General features: G+C 67.8%; 23 protein-coding genes and 1 pseudogene. 3 read left to right on the plus strand and 21 right to left on the minus strand.

The genetic code is table 11. The features are described from left to right. Positions 1-121 precede the first annotated feature (121 nt). From BJF83_RS29345 to BJF83_RS15990, 18 genes and pseudogenes are all read right to left on the minus strand, one after another. Entirely contained in the window at positions 122-376 is a 255-nt protein-coding gene (locus BJF83_RS29345) for a hypothetical protein (protein ID WP_262391588.1), read from the minus strand. Between the two features lie 295 nt (positions 377-671). Then, positions 672-2399: a hypothetical protein gene (locus BJF83_RS15910; RefSeq protein WP_262391589.1), complete on the minus strand. Its 1728-nt coding sequence runs from the start codon at positions 2397-2399 to the stop codon at positions 672-674. 104 nt (positions 2400-2503) lie between these two features. Beyond that, positions 2504-4338: pseudogene (locus BJF83_RS15915) on the minus strand (AAA family ATPase). 169 nt (positions 4339-4507) lie between these two features. After that, entirely contained in the window at positions 4508-5551 is a 1044-nt protein-coding gene (locus BJF83_RS15920; protein ID WP_075926903.1) for an AAA family ATPase, read from the minus strand. A gap of 39 nt (positions 5552-5590) precedes the next feature. Continuing rightward, positions 5591-6085: a hypothetical protein gene (locus BJF83_RS15925; RefSeq protein WP_075926904.1), complete on the minus strand. Its 495-nt coding sequence runs from the start codon at positions 6083-6085 to the stop codon at positions 5591-5593. 39 nt (positions 6086-6124) lie between these two features. Beyond that, on the minus strand, positions 6125-6667 hold the full coding sequence (locus tag BJF83_RS15930) for a hypothetical protein (RefSeq protein ID WP_262391590.1): 543 nt from the start codon (positions 6665-6667) through the stop codon (positions 6125-6127). Positions 6668-6769: 102 nt separating this feature from the next. Further along, positions 6770-7741 (minus strand): hypothetical protein, encoded by a 972-nt coding sequence (locus BJF83_RS15935; RefSeq protein WP_075926905.1) that lies wholly within the window; start codon positions 7739-7741, stop codon positions 6770-6772. Between the two features lie 130 nt (positions 7742-7871). Then, complete coding sequence (locus BJF83_RS15940; RefSeq protein WP_075926906.1) at positions 7872-8522, minus strand: hypothetical protein; 651 nt, start codon at positions 8520-8522, stop codon at positions 7872-7874. Next, positions 8522-9532: a hypothetical protein gene (locus tag BJF83_RS15945; protein WP_075926907.1), complete on the minus strand. Its 1011-nt coding sequence runs from the start codon at positions 9530-9532 to the stop codon at positions 8522-8524. Before BJF83_RS15945 ends, BJF83_RS15940 begins: the two co-directional genes overlap by 1 nt. A 102-nt stretch (positions 9533-9634) precedes the next feature. Further along, positions 9635-11506, minus strand: a complete 1872-nt coding sequence (locus tag BJF83_RS15950) for a phage tail tip lysozyme (protein WP_075926908.1) — start codon at positions 11504-11506, stop codon at positions 9635-9637. Positions 11507-11576: 70 nt separating this feature from the next. After that, the gene (locus BJF83_RS15955) at positions 11577-12869 is read right to left on the minus strand and encodes a hypothetical protein (RefSeq protein ID WP_083678551.1); all 1293 of its coding nucleotides are present in this window, start codon (positions 12867-12869) and stop codon (positions 11577-11579) included. 164 nt (positions 12870-13033) lie between these two features. After that, complete coding sequence (locus BJF83_RS15960) at positions 13034-13369, minus strand: hypothetical protein (protein WP_075926909.1); 336 nt, start codon at positions 13367-13369, stop codon at positions 13034-13036. Between the two features lie 225 nt (positions 13370-13594). Then, entirely contained in the window at positions 13595-14485 is an 891-nt protein-coding gene (locus BJF83_RS27515) for a hypothetical protein (RefSeq protein ID WP_075926910.1), read from the minus strand. Further along, positions 14413-16701, minus strand: coding sequence for a hypothetical protein (locus tag BJF83_RS15970; RefSeq protein ID WP_143831909.1), 2289 nt, complete (start codon positions 16699-16701; stop codon positions 14413-14415). Before BJF83_RS15970 ends, BJF83_RS27515 begins: the two co-directional genes overlap by 73 nt. A 23-nt stretch (positions 16702-16724) precedes the next feature. Further along, on the minus strand, positions 16725-19067 hold the full coding sequence (locus tag BJF83_RS15975) for a hypothetical protein (protein ID WP_262391591.1): 2343 nt from the start codon (positions 19065-19067) through the stop codon (positions 16725-16727). A gap of 27 nt (positions 19068-19094) precedes the next feature. Further along, on the minus strand, positions 19095-20045 hold the full coding sequence (locus tag BJF83_RS15980; RefSeq protein ID WP_262391592.1) for a hypothetical protein: 951 nt from the start codon (positions 20043-20045) through the stop codon (positions 19095-19097). Between the two features lie 3 nt (positions 20046-20048). After that, positions 20049-20441, minus strand: coding sequence for a hypothetical protein (locus BJF83_RS15985; RefSeq protein ID WP_075926912.1), 393 nt, complete (start codon positions 20439-20441; stop codon positions 20049-20051). A 301-nt stretch (positions 20442-20742) separates the two neighbouring features. Beyond that, positions 20743-21318 carry a hypothetical protein gene (locus tag BJF83_RS15990; protein ID WP_143831910.1) on the minus strand — a complete coding sequence of 192 codons (576 nt, stop codon included), beginning with the start codon at positions 21316-21318 and terminating at the stop codon, positions 20743-20745. Positions 21319-21571: 253 nt separating this feature from the next. Between BJF83_RS15990 and BJF83_RS15995 the strand changes: the two genes are divergently transcribed. Then, positions 21572-22717, plus strand: a complete 1146-nt coding sequence (locus BJF83_RS15995; RefSeq protein ID WP_075926913.1) for a DUF418 domain-containing protein — start codon at positions 21572-21574, stop codon at positions 22715-22717. 30 nt (positions 22718-22747) lie between these two features. On the opposite strand, the gene BJF83_RS16000 is transcribed toward BJF83_RS15995, so the two are convergent. Beyond that, the gene (locus BJF83_RS16000; protein WP_158070380.1) at positions 22748-23443 is read right to left on the minus strand and encodes a CPBP family intramembrane glutamic endopeptidase; all 696 of its coding nucleotides are present in this window, start codon (positions 23441-23443) and stop codon (positions 22748-22750) included. Between the two features lie 438 nt (positions 23444-23881). On the opposite strand from BJF83_RS16000, the gene BJF83_RS16005 reads away from it, so the two are divergent. Both BJF83_RS16005 and BJF83_RS16010 read left to right on the plus strand, forming a co-directional pair. Beyond that, complete coding sequence (locus BJF83_RS16005; protein WP_075926915.1) at positions 23882-24346, plus strand: hypothetical protein; 465 nt, start codon at positions 23882-23884, stop codon at positions 24344-24346. 65 nt (positions 24347-24411) lie between these two features. Next, the gene (locus tag BJF83_RS16010) at positions 24412-24606 is read left to right on the plus strand and encodes a hypothetical protein (protein ID WP_075926916.1); all 195 of its coding nucleotides are present in this window, start codon (positions 24412-24414) and stop codon (positions 24604-24606) included. A 691-nt stretch (positions 24607-25297) separates the two neighbouring features. Here the strand turns inward: BJF83_RS16010 and BJF83_RS16015 are convergent. Both BJF83_RS16015 and BJF83_RS31145 read right to left on the minus strand, forming a co-directional pair. Further along, positions 25298-25585 (minus strand): hypothetical protein, encoded by a 288-nt coding sequence (locus tag BJF83_RS16015; protein WP_075926917.1) that lies wholly within the window; start codon positions 25583-25585, stop codon positions 25298-25300. A 621-nt stretch (positions 25586-26206) separates the two neighbouring features. Next, positions 26207-26362 (minus strand): zeta toxin family protein, encoded by a 156-nt coding sequence (locus tag BJF83_RS31145; protein WP_083678554.1) that lies wholly within the window; start codon positions 26360-26362, stop codon positions 26207-26209. Positions 26363-26504 lie beyond the last annotated feature (142 nt).

Raw genomic sequence — 26504 nt, forward strand, 5'->3', positions numbered from 1 at the left:
ACGTGTGCGCTAGGATGCGCTGGTTTTACTGGTTCGTCAGTAGATATGGCAGCGCGTTCGGCGTCCGCGGGCGGGGCTCGCCCTGCTGCGCGGCGCTCCGGGGACATCCACCGGACACGACCTAGACGATCCACGCGGGGACGATCATCGCGCTGGCGCTACTGGTCGACCCGAATCCGAGCGTCCAGCCGACGATGACGCCCACGGCGATGGAGATCAGCACCAGCACCGCCGCCAGAACCACGAGGAGCTTGGTGAAGCGGCCGTGGACATGGTTGGTCCGCTTCAGTTCCTCGGCGTAGGAGCGCTTGTCGCCCTCGAGCTCGTCGATCCTGCCGCGGTACTGCCGGTGCATGCTGTCGGCCATGTCCTGCATCTGCGCGTGCAGGTCCTTGTACAGTTGGTTGGCCGAACGCAGCTTCTCGTCCTTGATGTGGACCTCGTGCCGCCACTCCCCCTCACGCTCGCGTAGCCGAGCCTCGGCCCGCTCGCGTTCGCTCTCCAGTTCGGCCTCCAGCGACGCACCCGGTTCTCCCGATCGGCGTTGAGCTCCTCCAGCCGGAGGGCCTGCTCGGCCCGCAGGTCCTCGACCTGGTTGTCCAGCCGCAACTGCTCGGCCAACACCTCCGCGCGGGCGATGTCGTGCTTGAGGTTGTCGCTGATGAAGCGCGTCAGCTTGGCGTTCCACTGCTCCAGCAGCTCCATCTCCGCTTCGCGCTGCTTGACTTCGCGCTCGGCGAGCAGTTGGAAGGTGCGTGTGGTGCCCAGATGCATCCGTGTGCGCGCGTCCTTGCGCCGCGTCTCCAGCACGAGCTGGCGTTGGTGGGCGTAGCGCTCTTCGTTGCGACGCTCGATCTCGGGGGCCACGTCGGCGAGCTTGCGTTCCATCTCCGTGCGGAACCGGTCCCAGAACACCTGCCTGGCCTGGGCCGCGGCGACCTCGGCACGCTCATCGGCGTCCTTTTCGTAGCGCCGGGTGATCTCCGCCCGCCGGACGCGACGTCCTCGGACACCCTGGCCTTGAGGTCGGCGAACTCCTGCTCCGCCGCGGCCGAGAGCGTCTGGTAGACCGAGCCTTCGCGATGTTCGTCGACGTCACGCATGACCGACTCGGCGTGCAGGCTCATGGTCTCGACGAAGAACTGACGCAGCTCCTTGCTGTGGTCGCTGTGCAGCTTCGTCAGCTCGGCATTGGCCTGCTCGGCCATGACGGCGATCTGCTCGCCGAGCCAGTCGGAGACCTCGTCACCGAACTCCAGTCGCACCGAGGGCGCCTGGGTGTCGAACGTGGCCTCGAACTCGGAGTACGGGATCTCCAGACCCAGATCGTCGGAGAGGAAGCGCCGTGCGATGGTCTCCCGCACCTGCTCCTCGGTGAACTCCCGGTCCCGGTTCTGTTCGGCATAGTGCGTCCAGGCAAGGGCCCGCCCCCCTTCCCCCTCCGTCAGGAAGTCCCGGACTTCGTCCTGTTCGCCCTCCTCGGCCATTTCGTCGTCTTCGTCGTCGTACGTCCCGTCCTCGTGCGTGCCGTCGTCGTCCGCCTCGTCGTGGTAGACGCCGGACTCGTCGTCGCCGAGGTCATCGTCGAACAGGTCCGCGGAGAACTCGCCGCCGGCCAGGGAATCGTCCCCCGGCTCCTCGTCGGCGACGCCCGCCTCAGGGGTGGGGGCCGCGGCCACCGCGCCTGGCAGGAGGTCGCTGTCGTCAGCGACGGGCGGGGCCGACGGCGGCATTGCGGCGGTGTCGGCCAACGGGGCGGCGTCCACGCTGTTCGGGGGAGCCGTGCGGGTCGTGGTCGCGCTGATGGCCTGGGTCCAGGCCCACATCTGCGGCAGCCGGTCGGCCAGACTGCGGCTGCCGTCGGCGATCGCCACCGCCTCGGCGTAGGTGGTCCCCTCGTCGATGACGGCCTCGACCACCAGTTCCTGGCGGTCCTGGCTCGGGCTCAGCACCATCCAGTAGTACGTGGCGCCGGTGAGCAGCGAGTACTCACCCATACGCTCCAGTGTCTGGGTGGTGGGGATGATGCCGAGGACCTCCTCGTTGAGGAGCTGGCGGGTGGTGATGGTCTGGATGTGGTCGTGGTTGATGAGCTCGATGAGCGAGCCCTTGGCCTCGTCCTTCTGTTGCCTCTTACTCAGGCCGCCGATGTTCTCCACCGGCAGGGCCAACGCCGCCCAGGAGTTGCCGCCGGGCAGGACGAAGCGCTCGTTGCGGCTCAGCAGGTCGATCGCGGCGTTGACGGTGCTCTCCCGCACCACGCTCGCCAGCATCTCCTCGGGCTTGCGCCGCTTGCTGCGCTTCTTGCCGTCGCCGCTCGGCGAGGCGGCCGCTTCCGAACCGTCAGAGGACGTGCCGTCGGCCTTCCCCTTCTTCCACATGTTGTCGATGAGTCCCATCGGCGCATCCTCTCGATTTCACCATGACGTCTGGAACCAGCTCGTTCATCAGCCTGAGTAAGGCCATCGTCCATCGGTGGGCCACTGCCGTCCCGTGGGCCGCCTCAGCGCGCGGCGGCCACCTCGATATATGAGTCGCTCTTGAGGAGGCCCTTGTCCTCGCTGCGCATCGTGCCCCGAACGTCCACCCGCAGGACCCTCTCGTGCGTGTGGGCGTTGACGAACGCGGCGATGGCGGTGGTGACTTCGTCGGTCATCTTCGCGATCGCCGCGCGTGCGCCGCCCGCGTTGGAGTCGGTGTCAGCGTGGTCGTCGATGAGGTACTGCAGAACCCGTTCGGCGATCTCGACCCTGACCCCGTGCTTGACCATGACCTCGCGACGCATCTGGCGCAGCTTGTTCTTCACGATCCTGCGCTGAGTCTCGCGCGAGAGCGGCTGAAAGGGGACGATCGCGTCGATGCGGCCCAACAGCTCGGGCGGGAACTTGTTGTCTCCCTGCGTGGTGGAGATGGACCTGCGGATCTCCTTCATCTTCTCCACCAGCTCCTTGCCCGAACCGGTGTCGTCCACGTTGTACTGGGCGATCGTCTCGTAGATCTCCGATCCCGCGTTGGTCGTCAACACGATGTAGGTGTTGAGGAACGACACCTGACGGCCGTTGTCGTTGGTGAGCCTGCGTCGTCGAGCACCTGGAGCAGCACGCGCGTGATCGCCGGGGCGGCCTTCTCGATCTCGTCGAACAGCAGCACGGCGTGCCCCATGTCCCAGACGCGCTTGGTCAGCTCCGAGCGGAACAGGTCCAGGGATTCCTCCCGCGCGTACTCCGACATGTCGAAACGGATGAGGTGGCGCTGGTCGTCACCGAAGAGCAACAGGGCGAGCTGCTTGGTCAGCTCGGTCTTTCCGACTCCGGTACTGCCTGTGAAAAGAAATGACGACATGGGCTTGGTCTTGTCGTTCAGATCGGCGACACAGACCTGCAGCCTTTTGGCGACCACGGTGGTGGCGAACTCCTGGGAGAACACCGCCCCGTCGAGCTGTTTCTTGATCTGCACCGCGTCGACACGGAACGCCACATTGACGTTGGTCGACTCCATGAGGACGTCCGCGAGCAGGTCGCGGCCCATCGGACGACCGCTGTACCGGTGCCAGCCCACCATCGAGTCGAGCACCAGGATGGACTTACGCGGCTGCGTCGAGGCCGGGATGTAGCGGTTGGTGTACTCGTAGATCATCTCGAAGAGGTGGTCGTCGTAGAACTGGTCGGCCACTCCGTAACGCCTGGCCATCCCCTTGAGGATCTCCACCGTGGTCTTCTGGTCGGGCGGGCTGACGTTGATGCGCTGGAGGCGTTCCATGAGCGGCTGGTTGGGTGCCACGTACTTGTGGAACTCGTCGAAGGTCGTGGCCGCGATGACGCGGATACCGCGCGCGCCGGACGCCGCCAGAACCGGCTTGAGCGCTTCGACGGAGGCGGCGCTGAGCTGCACCACCTGGTGGAACTCGTCGATGAACAGCACCAGTTCGACGTGCTCGTCGGAGCTGAACCTCTCGGCCTCGTCGAACAGCCCCTTGAGCAGTGCCGCCATTTCGTCGGGAGTGCTCAGCCCGGCGATCATCCGGGCCAGGTCGACTTCCATGTAGACCCGTTTGACGTCTTTCAGCATCGCCGCCTGAACCAGAGCGGTCTTACCCGCACCGGCCGGGGCCAGCAGAAGAGCATTGCACAGTTCGGGTCGGGCCATGGCCGCCATGAGCTGGGAGATCTCATAGTCGCGACCGACGATCTCGCGCTCAGGGGCTTTGAGGGGGTCGCTGTACTGGGCCAACTTCGGGTAGCGCTCGTTGCGGCCGTCGAGGGAACCGTCCGAATTGGTGAACAACTGCTGGCGCCTCCGTGGACGAGAAGGTGACGACCTCATCTCGTTCTTACTCATAAATCAGTACAATCGTAGCACGATACACACAACCGACACCAGGCGCAAAAACGCTTTCCGGTCATAGCCGAAAACACAACCAAGAACCGCGGGTCGCCGCGCGTACTTGAAGAGTGAAAGGCAAGAAAAGGCGAGGGATCTTCGTCATTCACGTGTACCGAGACGGCCATCAGCCGCCGGGCTGGTAGTCGTCCGCCTCGTCCTGCCATTCCCCGGGGGACCGCCGGTCGAAGCTCGTGCGGACCGGAGCGATACCGACCTCGGAGGTGTCCTCGGCCTCGTCCCAGTCGAGGAAGCCGGACCCGGCGGCCTGGTCCCGCGCGTGTTCGGTACCGCGCTCCGGGGCGTCGGCCGGTGCCGCCTCGGTCCGACTCGACAACGCCTGCCGCACCCCGGGGCCGATCCGCTCGCGCAGCGCCCCGGCGGGGCCGTCGGGGTCGTAGCCCGCGTCGGTCTCCAGGGTGCTCTCGGCGCCCCTGCGCTGGGCTTCCAGTTCGTTCACAAGGCGGTCAAACACGCTTTCGGGGGCCTGCCCGGCCTGGTTCACGGCCGCGTAGCGGTCGGCGGTCCCGGTCGGCCAGCGGTGTTCGGCGTCATCGAGGTACTCACCGGCGAACAGGTCCTGGATCGCCCCCGAGTGCGTGGGCACCGCGGGTTCGGGCCCGGCCGAAGCCCGCACCGGGCTTTCGGCGGAGTAGTCCGGGAAGTACTCGGCGAGGGTGTAGCCGCTGTTCTCCTCGGTGAGCACGGCGCTGTTCTGGTCGCGCACACCGGCGAAGACCAGCGGGGGCTGCTCGCCGTTCTCCGGTGCGACCACGCGGAAGTCCGCTTCGGCGGGCAGTTCCCACTCGATACCGGTCATCGACTCCGGCACCCGGAAGCGGGTGCCGAAGTAGCCCTTGCGGACCAGTTCGGTGAGCTGGGCGGGATCGAATTCGTAGTAGGCGTCGATACCGGGTTCGGCGCCCGCGCGGTACTGGATCTCGGTGATGCCGAAGGGCAGTTCGACGTCGGGCCGGATCTGGATGATCTGGCCCCGCAGGTGCAGGTAGGGCCGGTAGTTCTGGTCGATGCCGTGGTGCAGGATCGTCACCGCCTCCATGTGCACGGCTATGTCGCAGGGCACAGCGCTCAGGGTCCGCACGTCGGCCTTGCCGTCCCGCACCAGGCGGTGGAACCAGGGGTCGGTGATCCGTAGGGGTGCGATCCTCATGGGGGCGGTCTCGCTTCCGTGTCGGGGTCGGCCGGCCGGTCAGCGACCGGCGCTGTCGGTGTCGGTGGCCTGGGCGGCGTCCGCCTGCTCGCCCAGCAGCGCCCGACGGGCCCGCTCAGCCAGACGGAGCTGGGCGCGCCACAGCGCGCGCATCACGACCAGAACCAGGACGAAGACGAGGCCGATGAGGAAGACCGACGGCGCCAGCCAGTGCGCCAACTGCATCTCCAACGACGAGGTGGGGCCGACACCGGTCCCCGCCGCCACCATGACGAACAGGTTGGGCACCACGGTCACCGCCGCGAACATCGCCAGGACGTAGCAGACCAGACCCGAACCGAGCACCAAGCCCACGCGCACGAGCGCCAGCACCGAGCGCGTTCCCGACTCCCCCAGACGCGCGCGCAGGCGAACGCCCAGCGGCGTCGCGGCCCTGTCCGCGTCGGCCTGCTTGGCCTCGGCGGCCCGCTGCGCGGCGCTCTTCTTCGCGCGTGGCTTGCGCTTGTTCTCGGACCCGGTGGCGGCGGGGCTCATCGGTCGCTCCTGTTGTGGACTGACATGCGGACGTGCGTGCTAGGAACGTTCGGGGGCGTCTTCGGTCCAGTCGGCGTCGATCTCGGTGATCGCGCCCTCGGCATCGGTGGACCACTCCACCGACAGCGCCGCGATCGTGCCCTCCTCCCCGTCGACGGCGTCATGGATCTCAACGAAGGCGAAGTAGGTGTAGTCCAGGCCTTCGATGCCGGTCAGCACCGGCGCGAACGGCCCCAGTCGCGCCTGCGCGCCAGCGTCCAGACCGGGGACACCGTCGCGACTCAGCTCCCCGAACACGGCCGGTGGTTCCTCGTCACCGGCCCCGACCAGTTCCACCGACACGTCCTCTCCCTCCTCCACGGCCTCGCTCAGTAGGACGCGCATCGTCGCGCCATCGTTCTCCAGACGTTCGACACGGACCGCCGACGAGCCCGCCAGTACGTCGGACCAGGCGGCGTGGAACTCGTCCTCGGCTTCCTGGGCCTCGGTCCGGCGTTCCTCCACCAGGGCCGCGACCTCGGCGCGGTCGGCGTCGTGGCCGGAGGAAGCCGACCACAGGGACAGCCCGCCCACGGCCAGCATCAGGCGGCCGCCCCCAGCGGGGCCCAGAACAGGACGCGCCGGATCGTCTGGCTGCGGCGCTCGCGCTCGCGCTCGTAGGCTTCGATCTCGGCCAGGCTCACGTCACTCACCGTCCTCGGGCTCGCCAGCAGAGGTGTCGTTGGCGTCGGAGTCCTCGTCGGTGTCCTCCTCGCCGTCGGCGGCGACGGTGCCGAGCACCATGTCGTCGAACTTGTTGAACAACGGGTCGAACCGACCGCTGAGCCAGGCCACGGTCCGCCCCGTCTCGTCCTCGGTCAGGACCCAGACCATGCGGATCGCCAGGTCCCGTTCGAAGGCCTGCGCCTCATGGGCGGTCCAGGTGTAACCGGACAGCGGGGCGTCGCCGTCGAGGGTGGGTACCGCCGAGTGCCACTGGCTCACGGCGTTGAAGCCGTCGGAGTCGCGGGCGTTCACGGCGAAGTGCGGCGTCAGCGCCCGTTCCAGACCGCCGACGGCGCTCTGGCGCAGCCCTTCGGCGCAGGTGGTGAGCTCCTCCTCGGTGTAGTCGCGCGTGGTGGCCGGCGGGTCGTCGAGGTAGGGGTGGCATTCGTCGCGCCCGCCCAGTCCCGGTGTCTGTTCGGGCAGGTCGTCGGTGGTGATCGGCCCGGTAAGGTCCAGGTAGGTGTTCTGAGCTTCGGCGAGGTCCTCGCCCACAGTCGTGGCCCGGGCCAGCCAGCGCCGGGCCTCGGTCTGGCTGGGCAGATCCGCGAGGCCCTGTTGGGCGGCGGTGATGCGCTCCTGCGCGTCGAAGCCGTCCTGGGCCTGTTCCTCCAACCCGGCCTGGTGGTGGGCGCTGATCGAGCCCGCCATGGCGAAGAGCACCAGCGCACCCAGCATGACCAGGACGGTCACCGACCCGTACCCGATGCGGACCAGGAGTACTCGGCCGCGCCCAGCGGTCGAACGCGGCGGCGCTGGGTCCTGCCTCCGCTGCTCCTGTTGCTCTTCCAACTGCTGCACGGAAGAGACCAGGCCCAGGCGCTGGGCCAGTCGGCCGCCCTGGCCTGGGTCCGGGGCCGGGGGCCCGCCGGGACTGTCCGATGCATCGGCCACGTCGGTCTCCTCCCATCCGTGACAGAAGCTGTTTTTCCTCGTATATCAACACAATTCTAGCACTGGAAGGTGACGGCCAGTTCGGGCCGAACCACCGGCCGGACCGCTGTGCCACCAGGTCAGCACCGCATCAGTAGGGGCCTGAGGTACGCACCCGGGACGTGGAGGCGTAACCCTCGACACCCGAGACACCGCCGTCGCCATCGGTGGTCAGCAGCACCGTCGCCGTACTGTAGGCGCTGGCCTGCCCGTCGTCGGAGGTGGTCAGCAATTCGACCAGGACCAGGTAGGAGTACTCGGTGCCCTGGACCGACAACACCTCGCTGCGGAAGTCGTTCACCCGGGAGTCGAGTCCGAGCAGGTCGATGAGCGCGTACTCGTTGCCCTCCCGGTCGACGTTCATGGGCGCCTCGGGCAGGAACGCGGTCATGAACGCCGAGTCCTCGTCGAGTCCGTAGACGGTCATCATGGCGCTGCGCGCGTCCTCGTACTCGGCGTGGGTCTCCCACGCCAACGCGGTGTCCAGCACGTCGCCGATGAGCTCCTCGTCGGTGTCCAGCCGTGCGGTGTTCGTGCCCTGAACCAGGCCGGCGACCTCGTTCTCCCTCTCGTCCTGTGCTTCCTCGATCTCGGCTGTGCGCTCCTGAAGCTCCGCGATCTGTTGCTCCTGGTCGGTGAGGGCCGCCTCCTGCGCACTGCGTGTGACGGCGAAGGAGCCTCCCGACACCAGCAGCAAAGCCGCCGCGGACAGCGGGAAGGCATTACGGCTGACGAACCCCATCAGTCCCGGTCCTCCTCGTCCGGGCGCGCCTCGCCCACGAACCGGTCACCGATCGTCGTCTGGCCGAAGTACAGACTGTGGAACGCCTCCATGTCGGCGTCGTAGGTGCCCCGTGCCCAGGCCAGCAGGTCGCCGCTGGACTCGTCTCTGTTGAGCCAAGCCACGCTGACGGTCGCCGGGGACTCGACTCGGGGCGTGGCGGAGACCAGCTCCCAGGAGTTCAGCGACGCCTGGGCGTACTCACTGCGGTTCTCGTCGGTATAGCGGATGTACCAGGGGGCGAGCACGTCGATCTCACCCGCGCCGAAGGGCACGTCAGCGCCGGGAACGTAGGCGTCCTCGTCCTCGATGATCCGGGCCGACTCGTCGAAGTAGTCGACGAGTTCCGCACGGTGCTCGGCCACGGGCGCGAACGCCTCACCCCCGTCACCGTCCCCTGACAGCTCCGCGTCGTTGAGGTCGGCCAGAATCTCCTGGTGGGTGTTCTGGAGTTCGGCGACCTCCTCGCCCTTCTCCCTGGCCTGGTCCACGGCCTCGTCCAGCTGCTCTTCGAGCGCGGCGGCGTCCTCTTCGTCCCACGAGGCGGCCTCCAACTCCCGGATCCCGCCTTCGAGCGAAGCGATCTCCAGCTCATTGGCCCGGCTCTGGACCTGCGTGGTGTCGGTGCTGGTGGCGGCGAGGGCCCCGGTGCCGATCGCGCCGACCATCAGGGCCCCGCCCAGGCTCATCCGCACGACCTGGCCCGCGTTACGCCGCGGCGTCCCACTGCCGCGCCGTTCCCGCCGCTCACGCCTGCGCTGCCGCCGGTCGGCGCGGCGCTCGCGCAGCATCTCTCGCACGTCGTCGCCGGTCATCCGCCTTCGGTTGGCGCGCTGCTTGGCGTGGTAGGCGTCGAAGCGCGCCATCACCTCCTCGCGGCCCATCTCGCGCCAGGACCGCTTCGGAACCGTCTCCCGCGCGACGCCGCCGTCACCGTCGTCGCCGCTGTCCGGCGTGCCCTCGTCGACCATCGCCGCGCTCCTTTCCTGCTGGTCTCCGGATTCCCCGGCGTGGGGACGGCCCCCGGCCCGGTGACACTGGCGTTCTCCATTGAGCGGTGCACCCGGGCCCGGCTACATGAACGGGTCGGGTCCCACACTGACGTGGACGTGGTCGATGTGGTTCTGCGTGTCGTCCCCGCGCCCACTGGCGTCCCGAGTGACCCCCTCTTCGTGCCACTCCCCGACCGGATCATTACCGGCCGCCCACTTGCGGCCGTCCCACAGGATGCCGCTCACGTTGAACTCCTCGGCCCGCGGGATGAGGTAGTTGACGAGCGCCGTCCCGTTGTCGTACATCTCGTCGCTGGGGACCTCGCCGAGTTCCGCCATCATGTAGTCGATGGCCTGGCCGTTGTTGTGGTTGCTGCCCGACTCGTTGCGTTGACCACCGGCAGACAGGAAGAAGCCGCCGAACTCCTCCTGGAGGTGTTCGTGCATGGCGCAGGCGTCCGGGTGCATCGCCCCCAGAGAATCGCAGGGGATCTGTTCTCCGGCCTGGGTCACCGTGCCGCTGCCTCCGTTGACGTCGGCGGTCCGGCACTCCTGCACCGCCGCGGTGCGACGGTTCTGGTTGGCGACGTCGACCGTGGCCTCGGCCTGCTCCAGGATGGAGTCGGCCCGGTCCTCGTCGGCTTCCCAACCGTCCATCTTCGCGAACCACACGTCGGCGTCCTCCAGACGCTCGGTCAGCCGCGGCGCGTTCATGTCGGAGTCCAGTGTCAGGCCTTCCCACTCGACCATCCAGGCCTCGGTCGACTCCTCGACCGAGCCAGAGGGGTTCTCGATGAGGTCCTGGACGAACCTCACGCGAACGGGGTCGTCCTCGGAGAGCATGAAACTCAACTGGGTCTCCAGCTCCCACCACTCCCCACCGGTGCTCTCGGCGTAGTCGGTGAGCAACGTGTTGCGGCCGTTGGTCCACTGCCCCAGACCGATGCCCACCAGGTCGATGGCGGGCCACTGCGCGGCGTAGTCGGCGTCGATCAACTCGACCTGGAAACCGTTCTCCTCCGCCTCCCGCGTGCGCGGCCCGATCTCGTAGGGCTCGTTGTAGATCGTCTCGACGGTCGTCGGGTCGATCCGCGACTCGTGCTGGAAGTTGCCCAACACGCCCGCGATGTTCTCGTCCTGCATGCCCATGCCCGCCAGGATCGAGTACACGTCCTCGGCCATCGCCTCCATGTCCGCGGAGGTGGCCCCCGACTCGGTGTTGTCGTCGATCTCGCGCACGGTCCTCTCGGTCGCGGCACGACAGTCGATCGGTACACCGTCGTGCTGGGCGATGGAGTTGCCCTGCTGGAGGACCGCCGTACCTGCGACCACGGCGACCACGCCCAGGAAGGCCGCGCCGAAGGAGACGACAGCACCGGCGAACGCGCTGATGGCACCGCCCACGGCCCCGGCGATCGCTCCGCCGATGGAGAGGAAGAAGCCCACGACGGTCTTGACGACCTGGAGCACCAGCATCCAGATCAGGCTCCACAGGTTCATGAGCAGGGCCAGCAGCGCGGCCAGCATGCCCTTGAGCCAGTTGAGGAACATCAGGAGGACCATGAGCTGGGCACCGACACCGATGGCCGGGACGGCGGCGACCGCTCCGGCACCCTTGGCGACGCCCTGCCTGTCGGACTCGGATCCGCCCTTGGCCGCCTCCGAGGTACCGCCCGCGCCGAGCTTCGGGCCGATCCTCTCGTCGGAGTCCTCCCCCGGGTCGGAGTCTCCGGCAGAGTCCACCAACGGGTCGGCGCCTCCCGCGGGGGCCTTCTCCGGGGCGGCCGCCTGATCCGGACCCGTCGCACCGTCGCCCTTGGCCCCGGTGGCACCGGCCGTGTCACCCGGGTCGGGTAGCCCCTTCCCTGCTGCCTGACCGACCTGGTCCGACGCGCCCGATCCGGGCCCCGGGGGCTGCATGCCCCCCGCCCCGCCACCAGCGACTCCCGCCATCGTGTCCTTACCTCCCGCCTCTCGACGTCCTCGTCCGTGAGATCGACCCCGCGCCGTGTACCGCTCCGCGTCAGTACGTGAGCAGGGCCTCCTCGCCCGCGTTGACCGATCCGGCGGATTCGACGCTGCGCAGCGTCACCTCCAGCTCCAGCAGGTCGCTCAGGGAGTCGACCTGGTAGTCGGTCTTGAGGCGGTAGTAGTCCTGGTAGGCCTGTGTGGAGTTGTTCATGATGTCGCGCAGCGGATCCATCGCCTGGCCCGATTCCCGGTACTCCCTCAGGTCGTTGCCGTCGGTCAGCCGCCACTCCATGTCGTTGGCCGCGAACCGGGAGTTCTCCTCCTCCGCGCGAGCCTTCTCGCCCAGGAACGTGACGTAGGAGGTCTCGTCCTCGGGCATGATCGCGTCCAGGTAGCCCTCCTCGACCGAGCCCGAGCGCCAGTCGAAGTCGTAGCCGCGCGGGTGCACCCAGTCGGTCTCCAGCGCCAGCGTGGACTCGGTGTCGGCGTCGGGCTCCTCGCCGGTGACGGCGTCACCGGCGACCTGTACCGGCACCTCGGGAGGTTCGATGAACACCCCGTCGACGTTGACCCGGTTCATCTCGCCGTCGTACTCGTCGATCCGGTTGAGGACGGCGCCCATCTCCATGAGCTGCTCGTCCATCGCCGCGCGGAGCTCTTCCTCCTGTTCGGCGACGACCAGCTCGTAGTACAGGGCGGAAGGGTCGATGCGCGCGCCCGCCAGCGAGGTCGCCACCTCGGTGCCGGAGGCTCCGGGGTTGAGGAACAGCCGCCACTGGTCGAACTCGGCGAAGGAGCCGTCGTCCTGCAGGTCCTCGCGGAGCGCGCGTCCCGCGTCCTCCTGGTAGACCAGTTCGCTGTTGGCCCGCAGGGTCAGGCTGATGATCTGCTGCTCGAACGGCGCGTCGGAGTCCAGGACCACCCCGAGGTAGCCCGTGGAGCCGAACACGACGATCGAGCCGGTGATGGTGGTCCGCAGCGGCTGGGTGTCGAGCTGTTCGTTGGAGCCGGTGAGGTAGGCCTGGTAGTTGATGGCGTCGGTGGAGAACGACCCCATGTCGGAGTCGCGGAACCGCATGAGGACCAGGGCACGGGTGCCCTCCTCGTTGGTGTAGACCCCGTCGACGCTGCCGGACAGTTCGGTCCTGGAGGTGGTGAACGACGCGGTGTACAGCGCGGTCTCGTCCAGGCGGGCCCTGTTGTTGCCGACGGCCGAGATGATGGTGCTCACCAGGAGGAGCACGAAGGTCGCGGCGATGATGCTGGTGATGACCCCGAACCGCTCGATGGCGTGGTGGGGCCCCAGCTTCATCCTCGCCGCGAAGGCCTTCGTGGTCTCTTTCATCCCCATGTGCTGCAAGCCCTTTTCTGCTGCTCTGCCTTCGGGTACGCGAGGCCTACCGCGACCGCGGCGGCGCTGTCTCAGCGGTGGAGGGCGTCCTCCGGACGTACGAAAGGGTCGGCGGCCGGGTGGCCGCGACCCTCCCGCGTTCCCTGGTCGAGAGTCGGCTAGGCCGTGGACCCGAGGAACCCCTGGAGGAGGATCAGGCCGCCGCCCAGGTCCTCAATGGTGGTCTGGCCGCCCTCGGCGATGTTGGAGATGAGACTGAACCCGCCGGCCATGAGCGCACCGCCGACGAAGATCAGGCCGAGGATCTTGATCCAGCTCGTCTGGTCCTGTTGCGACGCCATCAGCTTCTTGATGAGCAGGACGCCGCCCCAGATGACTCCGACGGTGCCCATGAGCGCGAGGAGACCACCGCCCGCCGTACCTGCGTATTCGCGGGCATTATCGAAGAAGGAGATGAGGTCCCACTCCGCAGCGGGGAGATTGGTGATGTTCATGCTTTTCCTTGTCCTGTTCGGATCCAGCGCATTGCGCGCGGCAATGGAGGGTTCGGCGGGTCCGCTGAGGGATATTGGGGCCGAGTAGACTCTAGTTGTCGCGCATATCCGGAAGCAACACTTTTCCGTGAGTTTTTTCCTGATAGATGAGGATAAACGACACACGGCTCATGCCGTCGGCCGCAGGACGGAAACGGGGACCCGCCCTTGCTTCTCCATCAGTTCTCACTTCTTCCTGTTGTTTCCTCGGCGCGGTTTGCGCAAGTTCCCAGACTGTCCGCCAGTCGGCTTCGGACCGCCACCGGACTTACCTCCGGCGGGCTTCGGTCCACCGCCACCGGGCTTGCCCCCGGTGCCGCCGCTCGCCATCCCCGCGGTGTTGGACACCGTGCGTCCGGTCTGCTGCATCTGCTGGCCCTGGTTCATACGACGCACGTTCTTGGGGTTGGGTTTCTGGTTGTCGAGGGACGACTTTCCGGCCCGTTCCTTGTGCTCCTTCGACTGAGCGTTCTTCGCTGTGGCCGAGCCGCCCTTCTCCAGGGCCTTGCCCCCCGACTCGGCCGCGCCGGCGGGGTCCCCGGCGAAGCCGCGGCCGACGGCGACCCCGGCGTGAACGCCCGCCTCGGCAGCGTCCTTCACCGCGCCGACCTTGGCCGCGTCGGCCTTCCGGTACTCCTCGCCCGACTCCTGCACGGACGTGATTCCGGCCTCCAGTGGGTCGCCGTCATCCCCGACCCTCGGGTTGTCCGGGTCGGCGCTCCCCGGCGGCAACGACAGCCCATCGGCCTCGACCCGTCGTCCGAGCGCGGTCTCCCGCTCGGCGTCCCTGCCCTCGCCGCCGGGGTCCAGACCCGCACCCGGCCGGTCGTCGTCACCGTCGCCGCCCGCGGTCAGTTCGGCGGGCCCTTCCAGCGTGCCGTCGGTGTCCACGTCGCCGCCGACCATGGTTTCGCTGCTGTTCCCCGCCGAAGTGCTGATCCCGTCGGGGCCGTTGGTACCGCCCGCGTTCGGACCCTTGCCGCCCTTGGGACCGCCACCGCCCATCATCCGGCTGCCCATCGCCGCCCCGGCGCCGGAGGAGGCCCCCGAGGCCAGGGACGGCAACTTGCCGCCCATGCCGCCACCACCGGGGGGCGTGACGTTGCTGTCGGTGAGCTTTTCGACCAGCTTGGTCGCGGCCTCCTCCACAGCTTGACCAGCGTCTTGCGCAGGCGCATCGCCATGACCGTGAAGAGGATGACCAGGATGATCGACACCAGGGTGACGATCATGGAGATGAATCCTCCGGAGTACAGGAAGACGATCATCGCCGACGCCTCGTCGGCGGCGCTCTGGTTGAGGATCCTCGCGAAAGGGGTCTCGATGATGCTCGGGAGGCTCAGTAGGAACTCCTGCACGAACTTGTACAGGGCGATCGTGACCAGGACCTCCATGATCAGCGCGATCGAGTAGACGATCACTTTCGCGATGCCCGAGATCGCGCCCAGTGTCGCGAACGGGATCGCCGCGATCAGCTGGAAACTCCTCCGGATGTTCCCGACCAGCATCGCGAGGGCGTACCCGACGCCGATGGTGATGAACGCGCCCAGCAGCACCACGGCGTTGAACCAGTACACGGCGCTCATCGTTCCGGTGCCCACCATCGACACCGAGTTGTGGATGGACCGGGTCGCCTCGCTGGTGGTCCGGCCGGAGGAGTAGGCCGTGTAGGACGTCGGCCCGAAGTCGGTGTTCAGGTAGTTGTACATCGCCAGCGGGGCGAGGTTGCACCGCCTGGGACGACCGTCATTCGTGGCCAGATCCAGCCCGCAGCTGTCGACCTCATCGGCTGTGCTGAACCTCCTGCCGCGATCAGAGTCACTGGCGGTCAGGCCCGCACCGCTCACCGAGATCAGGGGGTTGTCGGCGACCTGCACCTCCCCGTTCTCGGTGCCGACGTTCACGACCTCTTCCGGATCGCCGATGTACTGCTCGAACCAGTTGCGCGCGCAAACCTCCCCGCATGTGCGGACCTCCTCCGACAGGCTCGCCTTGGACTCGGTCTCGAACGACGAGGCGGACACGTGGGCGCTGCTCATGTACCGCCCCAGGATGCTAGCGACCTGGGCGTAGTGCGTCTCCTGGAAACCCGCTTCGCTACCGCCCAGCGCGCCGCCCCACGGTTCGTCTCCGTCCAGCGGGCTGGTCGCCTCCGACAAACCGAGAACCTGGTAATTGATCTGCAGCGCCAGACTGCGCACGCTCGCCTGGGATCGCCCGGAGGGAGCGTTCCGGCTGTCTTCCCATTCGACATACGCCCCCTCCCCGTCCGGCACGCGCAGGCGGTGGTCCATCGCCCAGCCCTCGAAGTCGACGTACGTGGAGAGCACCACGCGCGTGGAGCCCGAGTTCCCTTCCTCGGTGGCCTCGGCCATGGCGTTGAGCATGCCGGTGTACATCGAGCCCAGCAACGGCATACCCAGACCGATGAAGAGCAGGCGGATGAACAGCTTCTTCAGGCCCGAAGCCTTGTCGAACTGTTTGAACAACAGGATGCTCATCAGGAAGACACCGATGAACACCGGGACCATGACCTGCCACGCAAGGTCTTCCAGGAACCCGTACCAGTCGGCGATCCAGGTGGTCAGGCTTTCGAGAACCTCCGGCGGTTCCGCGCCGCCGGTCATACCGTCGGCGAACACCTCGTTGCTGATCGCGTCGTAGAACAACCTGAACGGGTTCAGCCAGACCAGCGCCTCGATGAGGATCGACCAGAGGGCGTCGACCCCGGCCGAGACCGTGTACAGGAGGAAGATGATCCCGCCGAAGACCGCGTTGAAGAACCCCAGCGAAAGCCCTGTGCTGGTGGAGTCCAGCCCCAATCCGTTGAGCGTGGCACCGAACAGCGCGAAGTCCTGCGCACCCTCCACCCCGGAGAGCCCGGAGTTCTCGCTGCCGACCAGGGTCTCGTAGCCGACGCTGTCCGAGGACTGGGCCACGCGCGAGTTGAGCCATCCCGCGATCGGGTTGTAGTCCTCGTCGGCGTAGCCGAGCATCGATCCGGCGCTGGCCGGCTGTTCCAGGAGACCGATCCAGCCTTCGCTGTCAAGGCTGACCCCGCTGCCCGGCTCCTGCGCCGTGGAGAACAGGGCCGTCATCGACGACGAGAGCCGGTAGAACGACAGGGTGTTGAGCTCCTCGTCGCTGACCTCGTCGGCGTGCGCGGTGCCCGCCAACAGCAAGGCCAACGGGAACGCCAGCACCAGTGCCCGCAGGACCAGGCGCACGAGGACGCCGGGCCTGTCCGAGGGCAGGCCTCGCCGCCCGCCCGGGGGCGCGCCTTGCTCCAGCATCCGTTCGTTCCCTCTCACCTCGGTCACCGGCCGCGTCCCCCGCGTTCGCCCTGCACGGCCCGGCCCTGCTGGCCTGAGCGACCGGTCGGCTTCACGCGTTCGGCGCGCAGCCGCGCCTCGGCCCCGTTGTCGGCCACGCGCTGGGCCCGCTCCTCGGCGATGTCGCCCTTGGCCGCCACGACGGCCGAGGACCGCTCCCGGTCGCTCTGCTTGCGCCGGCCCGCCCCGATCAGCTGGGCGCGCCGATCGGCGCGGGCCGGGTTGACGCCCAGTGCCAGGTCCAGGTGGAAGACGACGTTGGTGTGTCCCCGTCGCAGGTAGGCGAGGTTCTCGCCGCGCGTGGTCACCAGGCGTTCCAGGTCGGGTGGGATGTCCTGGTGCAGCTGGCGCTGGTACTCGGTGACGGTCGCGTCGCGCATCGGACCCAGGACGGTCCAGTCGGCGGAGTCGAAGCGGTTGAACGCCGAGTCGGCGAGCATCCGGTCGACGTCGTTGTACAGGTAGGCGACCCGCCCTCCGCGCAGGAACAGGTGCCCGAACTGTTCGCCGAGGTACTCCTTGACACGGTCGTCGATGTTCTCGGCGCCGTGGATGATCACCGTGTCACCCAGGCCGAGGTTGTCGACCGCGAAGCCGATGACGTTGACCAGCTGGGCCATCGCCACCCCCTTGCCCCGCTTGAGCAGCCGCGAGAAGTCGTAGAGCACGCGGCGGGCGTCGGCCACTCCGTCGATCTCGTCGTTGGTGTGGGTGTTGAACAGGTCGCCGTTGTTGTCCAGCAGGTCCTTGAAGACCAAGCGCAGGATGTTGTAGGCGTGCAGTGCCTCGTCGTCACGGGCGGTGGAGTTGGCAAGAGCCCGGTACTGGGTGTCGAAGTAGGTGACGATGTCCTGGAGCCGCGGCACCTGGATGTGCGGGACTCCCACCACCCGCAGCCGGTCCCGGTTGTGCTTGGCGTTGCGCGCCCACATGCCCTTGTCGATGTAGAACTGCGTCAACGTCTCCTTGAGCGAACCGCGGATGATGGAGCGGTCCTGGTCGGTCGTCTCGTAGGCCTGCTCGGCCATGAGCACGACTTTCTCCAGGTGTGCCGGGAAAATGCCGAGCTCGTCCTCCTGGGATCCGAACATCTCGAACATGTTGATATCGCCCGAGTTCATGTCCAGCCGGGCGGTGAGCGCGTCCAGGCGCGGGCCCAGGTCGTCCAGGCGGGCACCGTCCAGGATGATGTGCACGGTACGGGCGTTGGACAGCAGCGCCGCCTGGGAGACCTTCGATCCCCACATGTCGGCCACGTGTGCCCGGTCCAGCACCGGGTTGACGCCGTTGTCCGCGACGACCACGTGGTGGTCGTAGGCGTTGACGTCGAAGAGCACCGCGGAGTTGTTGACGTCGCCGACCATGTACCCGACGTACTCGCCCGTCGGGTCGTTGAGTCCGTTGGTGACCAGGGAATGGGATCCGGCGAACTCCACGCTGGTGAAGTGGAAGCCCTTGCCGCGCTTGCGTTCGGTCTTGCCGAAGAGGTTGGTCAGCTCCTGACGCTGCTCGCCGGGGTAGGCGGCGACCGTGAGGGTGCCGAACCGGTCGATGTACAGGCGCCTGATCCGTTCGACGGCGTCGTCCAGGACCTCCAGGCTGGGGGCCTTGACCAGGAGGCGGTTGTGCACGTGCAGGTAGCTGGCGCCGTCCTGGATCTCACCGGCGGCGATCTCCATGTCGTCACTGACCTTGGCGGCCTTGCGCCGCGAGGTCATGGTGCCTGATTGGGCCTGCTCGCCCTCCTCCAGGCGGTCGAGCTTCTCCGCCGTCTTGATCCGGTCCTCGATCCACTTCTCGCCCATGCGGCGGACCTGTTCGAGCACCACCACGGTGACGTCTTCGGGCAGTCCGGTCGGGATGCGGTTGATGCCCCAGAACGCGGCGAAGTCGTCGCGGGCGCCGTCGTCGTGGAAGAAGCCGAGGACGCAGGCGTGGTGGCCGTCGATCCGGAAGTAGTCGCTGTGGAAGACGTAGCGCTCGCGCGGCTTGACCGCGAGCAGGTGCGGATGTTCCTCGAAGGTGCCCCCGAGCTGGCGTTCCTTCTTCCGCGCGGCACGGCGCTCGGCGGCGCTCATCCCCACGGAGGCGTCGTCGTCCTGCTCGGTCTCGGCGGCGGCCTGTTCGACTGCCCGCCGCTCTCGCTCCTTCAGGTTGGCGAACGAGACGCCGAAGCCCGCGGGGCTCGCGACGATCTGCTCGTCCTTCCTCCTGTCAGCTCCGGTCCGCTCCGTCCGACCCGTGGCGTGGGTGGTCCCCAGGAGCGCGCCGGGCAGGTCCCTCTGCGAGGTCCCGGTCGCGCTGCCTCGAAAACGTCTACCGGCCATGCGCGCTCTGCACTTTCTCCTCGTATGTCAGCAGCTGATCGGCTTCTTGGCGTGATCGACCCCACGTCCAGGCCACAAGGGTGTCCGTTCGTTCGCGCGACCGTGGAACCGCCCTACCGACCGGCGGTGTAGACAGCCCGCAGCATGTCGTTGAGATCCTCGGCATTGAGCATCGTGGCCTGCTTGATCATGAGGCTGGAGCCTCGGCCTCGGCCCGTACCAGGCGTGCGCCCGGCGCAGCGACTCCAGGTCGTCGCCCTTGATCACCAGGTACTGGTGGATGGAGGTGAACTGCCCGCCCACATAGTCCTTGAGGATCGAGTACCGCTCGTCGAGCAGCTCGAACAGCTCGGGGTCGCGGATTTCGAGGTTGCGGTTGAGTATTTCCAGGTTGCCGAGCTGCCGGTAGACCCGCTGGGGTTCCTTGGTCGTGATCCAGATGAATTCGGCGTTGGTGTCGACCTTGCGCCAGAAGGCGTCGACCCGGTTGAGGATCGCCTGCTTGTCCTCGTCGAAGACCAGCACCGAGGCGGATCCGACGACGAGGTAGGCCTGGCCGACGGTGCCGTCCAGCCACTCGATGTAGCCGGTCTCGTCGATGCCCTTGACGCCCAGTACGGAGTAGAAGCCGCTGGGGTTGGATCCGCGCCGGGTGATGACGCGGCGCGCGGGCGGGGGCAGGTACTCCAGGAGCGCCGGCAGCGAAGCGAAGCGCATCTCCTTGGTCTTGGAGTACTGCCCGAAGAAGGCGGTGGTCGCCAACCACCAGATGACGACCAGGAAGATGAGCCACCCGTCGGCGCTGGAGACGAACGTCGAGGTGGTGACCCAGAACAGCAACAGGATGGAGGCGGCCCAGAACAGGAGCACCTTCATCGGCAGCGGGCGCATCTGCCATCCGCCGCCCGCCAGCGCGATCTCGTGGTCCAGGAAGGACCGATCCAGGCTGGTAGGGATCTTGAAGACGCTCTTGGCCATCGCTCACCTACTCTGTTTCTGCTCGTTTACGAGCATCACCCTACAGTTACGGTCGGACACGTTCCCGTTGCTCGTGCGCCCGTCCACCGCCCGTCCCGGGAGGTGGCGGGCGCCTATCCAGGACGGGGGAACGGGTACGGTCGGGGCCGACTGGATCCCGTTGCCGTTGGAGTCGGGCTCCCAGTCATTGACCTCGGGCTCGTGGACGAACAGCTCGCCGCCCCGCATGACGGAGACCTCAGCGGTAGCGAGGCCCCCGATCCCGTTTTCCGACCTGGAGCCCGGCTCCGTCACCGGTTCGGCGAAGTCGAAGACGAGTGAACTGCCACCCGAACACGCGGTCAGGGCAGGCAGAGCGACCAGACTCACAGCGGTGGGGGTCCTGGCGTTGGTCACGGCGGAGGCCTCCTTGATTTGCCTGAGAATCCAGGGGTCTTCGGAGGCTCCTGGTGAGAATCATCGAAGCGGCTCTAGATTGCGCGGTTCGGGTTGTCTCGTACGTCCGGCGGTTGCACCCGCTCTTCGCGCTGCTGCGCGGGCGGAGCCTGCGGCTACCGGTCTTCGGCGTGATGAACGGTGTGCGCTGTGTACATAGCGGTCGGATGCACCCGCCTGCGGGTAAGTTCGCGCGGTGGAGAAGGCCCTGAGAGAGGGCGAGCCGCCACCTCCCAGCGCCGGGGAACGGTTAGGCCAGGTCTTACTGCTGGATCCAGTTACCGTTGGTGTCGAGCTCCCAGCCATTGACCTCGGGCTCATGGATGAACAGCTCGCCGCCCTGCATGGCCGCAACCTCGACGCTGGCGAGGATGTAGGTTTCGTCCCCGACCACCCACGAGAAGGCGACGCGCGAGGTGCTCTCATCGTCGGACGGCGATGCGGCACAGTCCAGGGGCACCACTGCGGAGCTGTAGTCCTCGCTGAGCTCGATGTCTTCCAGGTCCCTGCCGGTCAACCCTCTGGCCATGCGCCCATCCAGGGTCGCGTTGCCATTAAGGCCGTTCTCCAGTTCCTCGCGGTACCGTTCGAGCCCGCCATCCGCGAAGTCGAACTCGTACTCCACAGCGCACCCCGCAGGGTCGTCCGATTCGACCGCGGAGACGGTGATGGACTCGAACACACGGTCCTCGGCGTAGCCCTCCTCCAGCTCGACGAGCTCGTCAGGGACACGGAACTCGATACTGGAGACCGGCTCCGTCACCGGCTCGATGAAGCCGTAGACGAGTGAGCCACCGCCGGAGCACGCGGTCAGGGCGAGGAGGGCAGCAAGGCTCACAGCCGCGGGGGTCCTAACGGTCGTCACGGTGGGGGTCTCCCTGATTTGACTGGAAATCCAGGTGTTTCGACGGGTCCTAGTGTGCAGCATGGAGATCGTCCCGGCATGGTCGAAATGCCACATCGCGTGTCCCATATCGGCCATGAGAACTTCACCACCGTGCGGAACCCCACATCACGGCACCGGACCACACGTCTGGTAATTTCATCCCATGTGCGCTGGTAAACGAGCAGCAACGCCCTTACCAGGCACAATGACCGGCCCCGCCGGACGTCTGCTCGTGCCGGACCTGGCGCGGGGAGTGATGCTGCTCCTCATCGCTGCGGCCAACACTCGTTACTGGTTCCGGCAGGACCCGAACGCGTCCGAGGTCGCCGAGACACTCGTCTCGGGCCTGCTGCACCTCCTGGTCGACGGGCGGGCCTACCCGCTCTTCGCCCTGCTGCTCGGCTTCGGCCTGGCGACCATCGCACGCGGATCCATCCAGGAAGGCCTGGCCGCAGGCCTCGACTACGAGCAGGCCGAACGGCGCGCCACGGCGCTGCTGCGCAGGCGGGGCCTGTGGCTGCTGGCCTTCGGCGCCGCACATGCCCTTGTCTTCGCCCAGGGCATCCTCGGCGCCTACGGGCTGATCACCGTACTGGTCGCGGGCATCGTCGCCGCCCGCCGCCGACGGGCCGCACTGCTGCTGGCCGCCCTCGGCTGCGCGCTGTCGACGTCCTTCCTGGTGGTGGCCGGTCCTGAGGCGGTGCTGGCCCGCAGTCACGGTCTGGCGGCCCAGGCCCTGTTCGACGAGCGCCTCGCCGGGGTCGCGGCCAACCTGGCGATCTGGACCGTCACTGCACCGGCCACCGTTCTGACCTCGATGGCACTGCCCAGCGCACTGCTCGGAGCATGGCTGGCGGGCCAGGGGCTGATCGAGCAGCCGCACCGGTACCGGCGAGCGCTCGCCGGTGTGGTCCTGGTCGGACTCGTCGTGCCCACCGCGGTCTTCCCGATGCTGTGGACGAGTGTGGGCGGCACCGGCGTCCTGGCACGCGTCCTGATCGCCTGGCACCAGGGCCTGGCCGGGCTGCTCGCCGGGACCGCCCTCCTGGCGCTCGTCGCCCTGTTCGCCGCACACCGCTCGGCGGGCACGGGAGCCCTCGGCCGGGCACTGGCGGCCACCGGGAGGCGTTCCCTGTCCGTCTACCTGTCGCAGACCGCGGTCCTGGCGCTGGCGGCCGGAGCGCTGCGCGTCCGCGGTGTCGAGGCACTGGCCTCGGTCTGGCAGCTCACCGTCGCGGCCGTCATCTGGTCGATCGCGGTGCTCGTGTGCTCCCTCATGGAGCGACGCGGGGTTCAGGGGCCCGCCGAGCGGGCGCTGCGCCGCCTGGTGGCCGCGGGCGCGCGGCGATGACGGTCTCCCGCGCCGATGGTCGGTACACGGTCACCGTGGAGAGGAGGTCCTCCCGTCGCGGTCGTCGTCGCCGCGGGTCGGGTACAGCACCGTCAGAACCGCGGCCGCGCCCAGCAGCACGGCGGCGAACACCGCCGGGGTCGCCATCGCCTCCACCAGGCGCACGGGCACCACAACCGAGGCCAGGTTGAACAGCGCGTGCAGCGCGACCACCGGCCAGAGCCTGCCCACGTGCTCGTAGACGAAGGCCAACAGCACCCCCAACGGCAGTGCCACGGCGACCTGCACGAGGTTTCCGTGCAACGCGGCGAACACCGCCGAGCTGACCAGCGCCGAAGCCAGCACCGGCCAGCGGCGCCGCAGCAGCGGGTGAATCAGGCCACGCATGAGGGCTTCCTCGCCTGCTGGGGCGGCCACGAGCAGGGCGAAGAGCAGCAGCGCCACCGGCGCCGCGTTCTGGGCGCTCTGCGCGGTGTCGAAGGCGGACGAGCCGAGCGCGGAGTGGAGCCATACGGCCAGTGACTGGCCCCCGAGGAAGCACAGCACCAGGCCGACGAGGACGAACACCCAGAACCGGGTCTCCTTCGCCTGCTCCGAGACGGGTCGCGACGACCACGCGCCGAAGGCCCAACGCCGCCAGACCACGACCGCGCCGAACACCACGGGACCCGAGACCGCCGCGCCGAGCACCGCCGAACCCGCGAGCAGCCCCACCGTCAACGTCACGGCGACGTAGAGGAGCAGCCCGACAGCGCACTGGGCGATGATCGCCCACCAGGAGCGGGATCGCCACCGCGGGCGCTCGCCGGACCCTCGGGGATCGGGCTCGCGGCGCTGCGGTTCAGGCGTTCGACCAGCAGGCGGATCGCGTCACCGACAAGGGGTCTTCGGTTCGCCACGACAGTCGGTCCTCCACTTGCCGGTACTTCCGTCGGCTGGTCGGGTCGCGCTTGCGCGGCTGTTCGGTACCGGCGCGGCCGCGCACGGGGGCGCAACACAGACTGCCATCCCGCGGCCGTGGCCGGGTTCCCGACACCTCACTCGTCTGCCCGGATGCCATGATGGCTCCATTCTTTCGCTCGCGGGGTGAATGTTCTGGTTTCCTCCTCTCGATGGGGAGCACGCCACGACGGCACGGCGCACAACCGTCCTGTCGCAGCACACGTGGAAGAGCACAGGGGGAAGGCGATGGCGGGCATGGGCGGCGAGACGGACCAGTGCTCGGACCAGGACTCGCAGGAGAAGGACGTAGCGGGTCCCGAGGACCGTGCACCGGAGGACGACACCGGCCAAACCGCGGAACTGGCCGAGGACCTGGCGCCCACGCGGCTGCCCGCGCTCGCCGCGGTGCTGGCCTTCCTCGTCCCGCCGGTAGGGGCGGCGCTGGGCCACGTCGCGGTGCGGCGCACCTACTGGCGACGCGGCCTGTCGCGGCTGGCGATCGCGGCAGGGTGGACGATGACGGCGTTGAGCGCCAGCGGGGTGCTCCTCTATCTGGGCTACCAGGACCAGGTGGCGCGAGCTGAGGCGCTGGCGGCAGCGAGGAGCAGGCCCAGGAGCAGATCCGCCAGGCGATCGCCAACAGCCTCAGTTACGGGCACGTCGACGAGGAGTTCTGCCAGACGCTGACCGAGGTCGCCGAGGTCTCTCCCCCCACCGAGTTCGTCACCAGCCAGGAGCAGATCAGCGATGCGATGGTTGAGGGCTACGGGACGCTGGCGGGAACCGACACCCCGAACGCACAGGTCTACGACGACTACGCGCAGTACCTGGTCTCGTTCGCCGACCACGACGTGGACGAACACGTCGCCCGAGCGGAGGCGCTCCAGCAGGCGGTCAACGAGGACGTGCTGGCGTGCCTGCCCCTCGTGGACGAGACCCTGGAGTAGGCCCCGCGAACGAGGAAGCACACGAGCGACACGGTTCGCACGCGCACGCCCAGCCCCGGCACGAACGGCCAGACCGGGCGTCCTGCTCGGCATGGGCCGCCCCCCAGCCTCGTTCAGGTTCACGCCCGCGACAGCACAGGCCTGCGCGCCTGCTTGGAGACCGTTCCCGGCCACAGAGCTGTCCGCGCTGCGCGGTCCAGCGTCCGCGCACCGCTCCACGAGGTGCGAGCCCGTCTCCGCCCAGCTCGGGTCCGTGCCCCACGGAGGTGGTGGCCCGCCTCCCCGTCCCCAGGAGGGGCCGCCCGTCTCACCCTGGAGTGCGACGGCGCGGAGGTCCTGGGTCTGGTGGTAGAGACCGTCCATCAGAAGTGTCACACCCCGGTCCCCCGGCAGTCGGCAACGGACGACGGGGTCGCGCACGGATGCCACAGGTCGGCCACCTCACTGAGAGCGGGTCGACACGGGCGATACCACCCTGTCGGGACCGTTCCCACAGCCCGTCCGGCCCCAGTCGCTCCACCATCGACACCGGCCTTCCTCTTGACCGTCACACGATGGCTCGCCTTGTCGCTATAGCCCTGCAGGTCAGATCACTGATCCGGGAGTTACACCACTCCAAGGGACATGACCTCGCGCTGGTCCCGGACTTTCCACCCGGACGATCCAGGACGACTACGAACCAGACGCCCTCTCAGGCGTTCTCGTCGAAGATGAAAAGGAGAAGTCCCAGGTGCGGTATGGCGACTGCGGCGGCGGCCACGAGGTAACCGCCCCAGTCAATGCCCAGCGGGTCGTTGATCATGGCGACCAGACGGTCGTAGCCCGGTCTGACCGCCTCCGTCAGCGGATCGGTCAGGCCGGAGAGGAACAGTAGCCAGAACAGGCCCCAGATCATCGCCACGGCGATACAGGCGCCGAGGAGGCGGCGCAGGTTGAGCGAACGCCGACTGGGTGTCCTGGTCACTCGATTGCGGGACATGGTTTCCTCCGTAGGATTTGAGTTGGTCCGGGAGCGCCGAGTATGACTGGTGGATCCTCGTCTTCAGTTTTGCGGGTACTGAGCTGTTTTCATCCTGGAGGCGTAGGTCACAACCTGGTGGCAGCTGTCCGGAACCGCCCCCGACAGCAAGAAGCCCCTGGTAATTGGCTTAACAACCACGAGAACCCGCCACACCAGAGGCTCTGATGCGGTTCTACCGTGCCGCGCTGCCCCTGTCACGCCGGACCCTGAACCACACGGCCGGGATCAGCCGTGCTTGTACTTCAGCTACGCGAGGCAGGACGAAAAAGGCTCACCACGGGTTTACACAGCGGCTACCCACCCGATCCGATGGGTAGCCGCCCAAGGGCTGATCAGAACTCGATGCCGCGGTCACTGCCGCTGTCTGGTGAGCTACTGCTCGGGTCCGGTGTACTTCCAGTTTTCTGCAAGCGCGTGCCGGACGGGACAATTCCGCGTTGAGCAATGCGCGCGGCTCTGGACGCCGCACCGACCTTGGCGGGTTCCGTTGCCGCAGTCGTGTTCTGGAGCTGCTCCTGGAGCGCCGCACCGATCGTCCTGTGCGGCCCGGACGCCGTGGGCGCCGCCACCGTGGTTCCTCTACGCCGCAGGTCCTGGTGATCCCACCCCGAGAGCGTCGGTTACCCTTTCCTGAGTCGCCGTCTTTCCTGCGCCCTGTTGACCCGCGATGATGATGAACTTTGGTTTCTCACCGTCCGAACGAACAGGAACATCACCGGGAACGAGAGCCCGAATGAGCCTGTTTTTGTTCTACTCGACCCGAGCGGCGCCCCGAGGGTCACTGAGGTGATCCCAGCGAGTTCTATGTCAGGCGCCCGTGTTCGACGTGTGTGAGAACGAGGGCGGCTCTGGCGATGTCCCCGATCTTGCTGGGGCT

Source organism: Nocardiopsis sp. CNR-923 (assembly GCF_001942255.1).
GTDB lineage: Bacteria > Actinomycetota > Actinomycetes > Streptosporangiales > Streptosporangiaceae > Nocardiopsis.

Coding starts and splice junctions, on each gene's coding strand:
- BJF83_RS29345 (WP_262391588.1), bottom strand. CDS start 376: ATGCAGGACATGGCCGACAGCATGCACCGGCAGTACCGCGGCAGGATC.
- BJF83_RS15910 (WP_262391589.1), bottom strand. CDS start 2,399: ATGGGACTCATCGACAACATGTGGAAGAAGGGGAAGGCCGACGGCACG.
- BJF83_RS15920 (WP_075926903.1), bottom strand. CDS start 5,551: ATGAGGATCGCACCCCTACGGATCACCGACCCCTGGTTCCACCGCCTG.
- BJF83_RS15925 (WP_075926904.1), bottom strand. CDS start 6,085: ATGAGCCCCGCCGCCACCGGGTCCGAGAACAAGCGCAAGCCACGCGCG.
- BJF83_RS15930 (WP_262391590.1), bottom strand. CDS start 6,667: ATGCTGGCCGTGGGCGGGCTGTCCCTGTGGTCGGCTTCCTCCGGCCAC.
- BJF83_RS15940 (WP_075926906.1), bottom strand. CDS start 8,522: ATGGGGTTCGTCAGCCGTAATGCCTTCCCGCTGTCCGCGGCGGCTTTG.
- BJF83_RS15945 (WP_075926907.1), bottom strand. CDS start 9,532: ATGGTCGACGAGGGCACGCCGGACAGCGGCGACGACGGTGACGGCGGC.
- BJF83_RS15950 (WP_075926908.1), bottom strand. CDS start 11,506: ATGGCGGGAGTCGCTGGTGGCGGGGCGGGGGGCATGCAGCCCCCGGGG.
- BJF83_RS15955 (WP_083678551.1), bottom strand. CDS start 12,869: ATGAAAGAGACCACGAAGGCCTTCGCGGCGAGGATGAAGCTGGGGCCC.
- BJF83_RS15960 (WP_075926909.1), bottom strand. CDS start 13,369: ATGAACATCACCAATCTCCCCGCTGCGGAGTGGGACCTCATCTCCTTC.
- BJF83_RS27515 (WP_075926910.1), bottom strand. CDS start 14,485: ATGGGCGGCAAGTTGCCGTCCCTGGCCTCGGGGGCCTCCTCCGGCGCC.
- BJF83_RS15970 (WP_143831909.1), bottom strand. CDS start 16,701: ATGCTGGAGCAAGGCGCGCCCCCGGGCGGGCGGCGAGGCCTGCCCTCG.
- BJF83_RS15975 (WP_262391591.1), bottom strand. CDS start 19,067: ATGGCCGGTAGACGTTTTCGAGGCAGCGCGACCGGGACCTCGCAGAGG.
- BJF83_RS15980 (WP_262391592.1), bottom strand. CDS start 20,045: ATGGCCAAGAGCGTCTTCAAGATCCCTACCAGCCTGGATCGGTCCTTC.
- BJF83_RS15995 (WP_075926913.1), top strand. CDS start 21,572: ATGACCGGCCCCGCCGGACGTCTGCTCGTGCCGGACCTGGCGCGGGGA.
- BJF83_RS16010 (WP_075926916.1), top strand. CDS start 24,412: ATGGTTGAGGGCTACGGGACGCTGGCGGGAACCGACACCCCGAACGCA.
- BJF83_RS16015 (WP_075926917.1), bottom strand. CDS start 25,585: ATGTCCCGCAATCGAGTGACCAGGACACCCAGTCGGCGTTCGCTCAAC.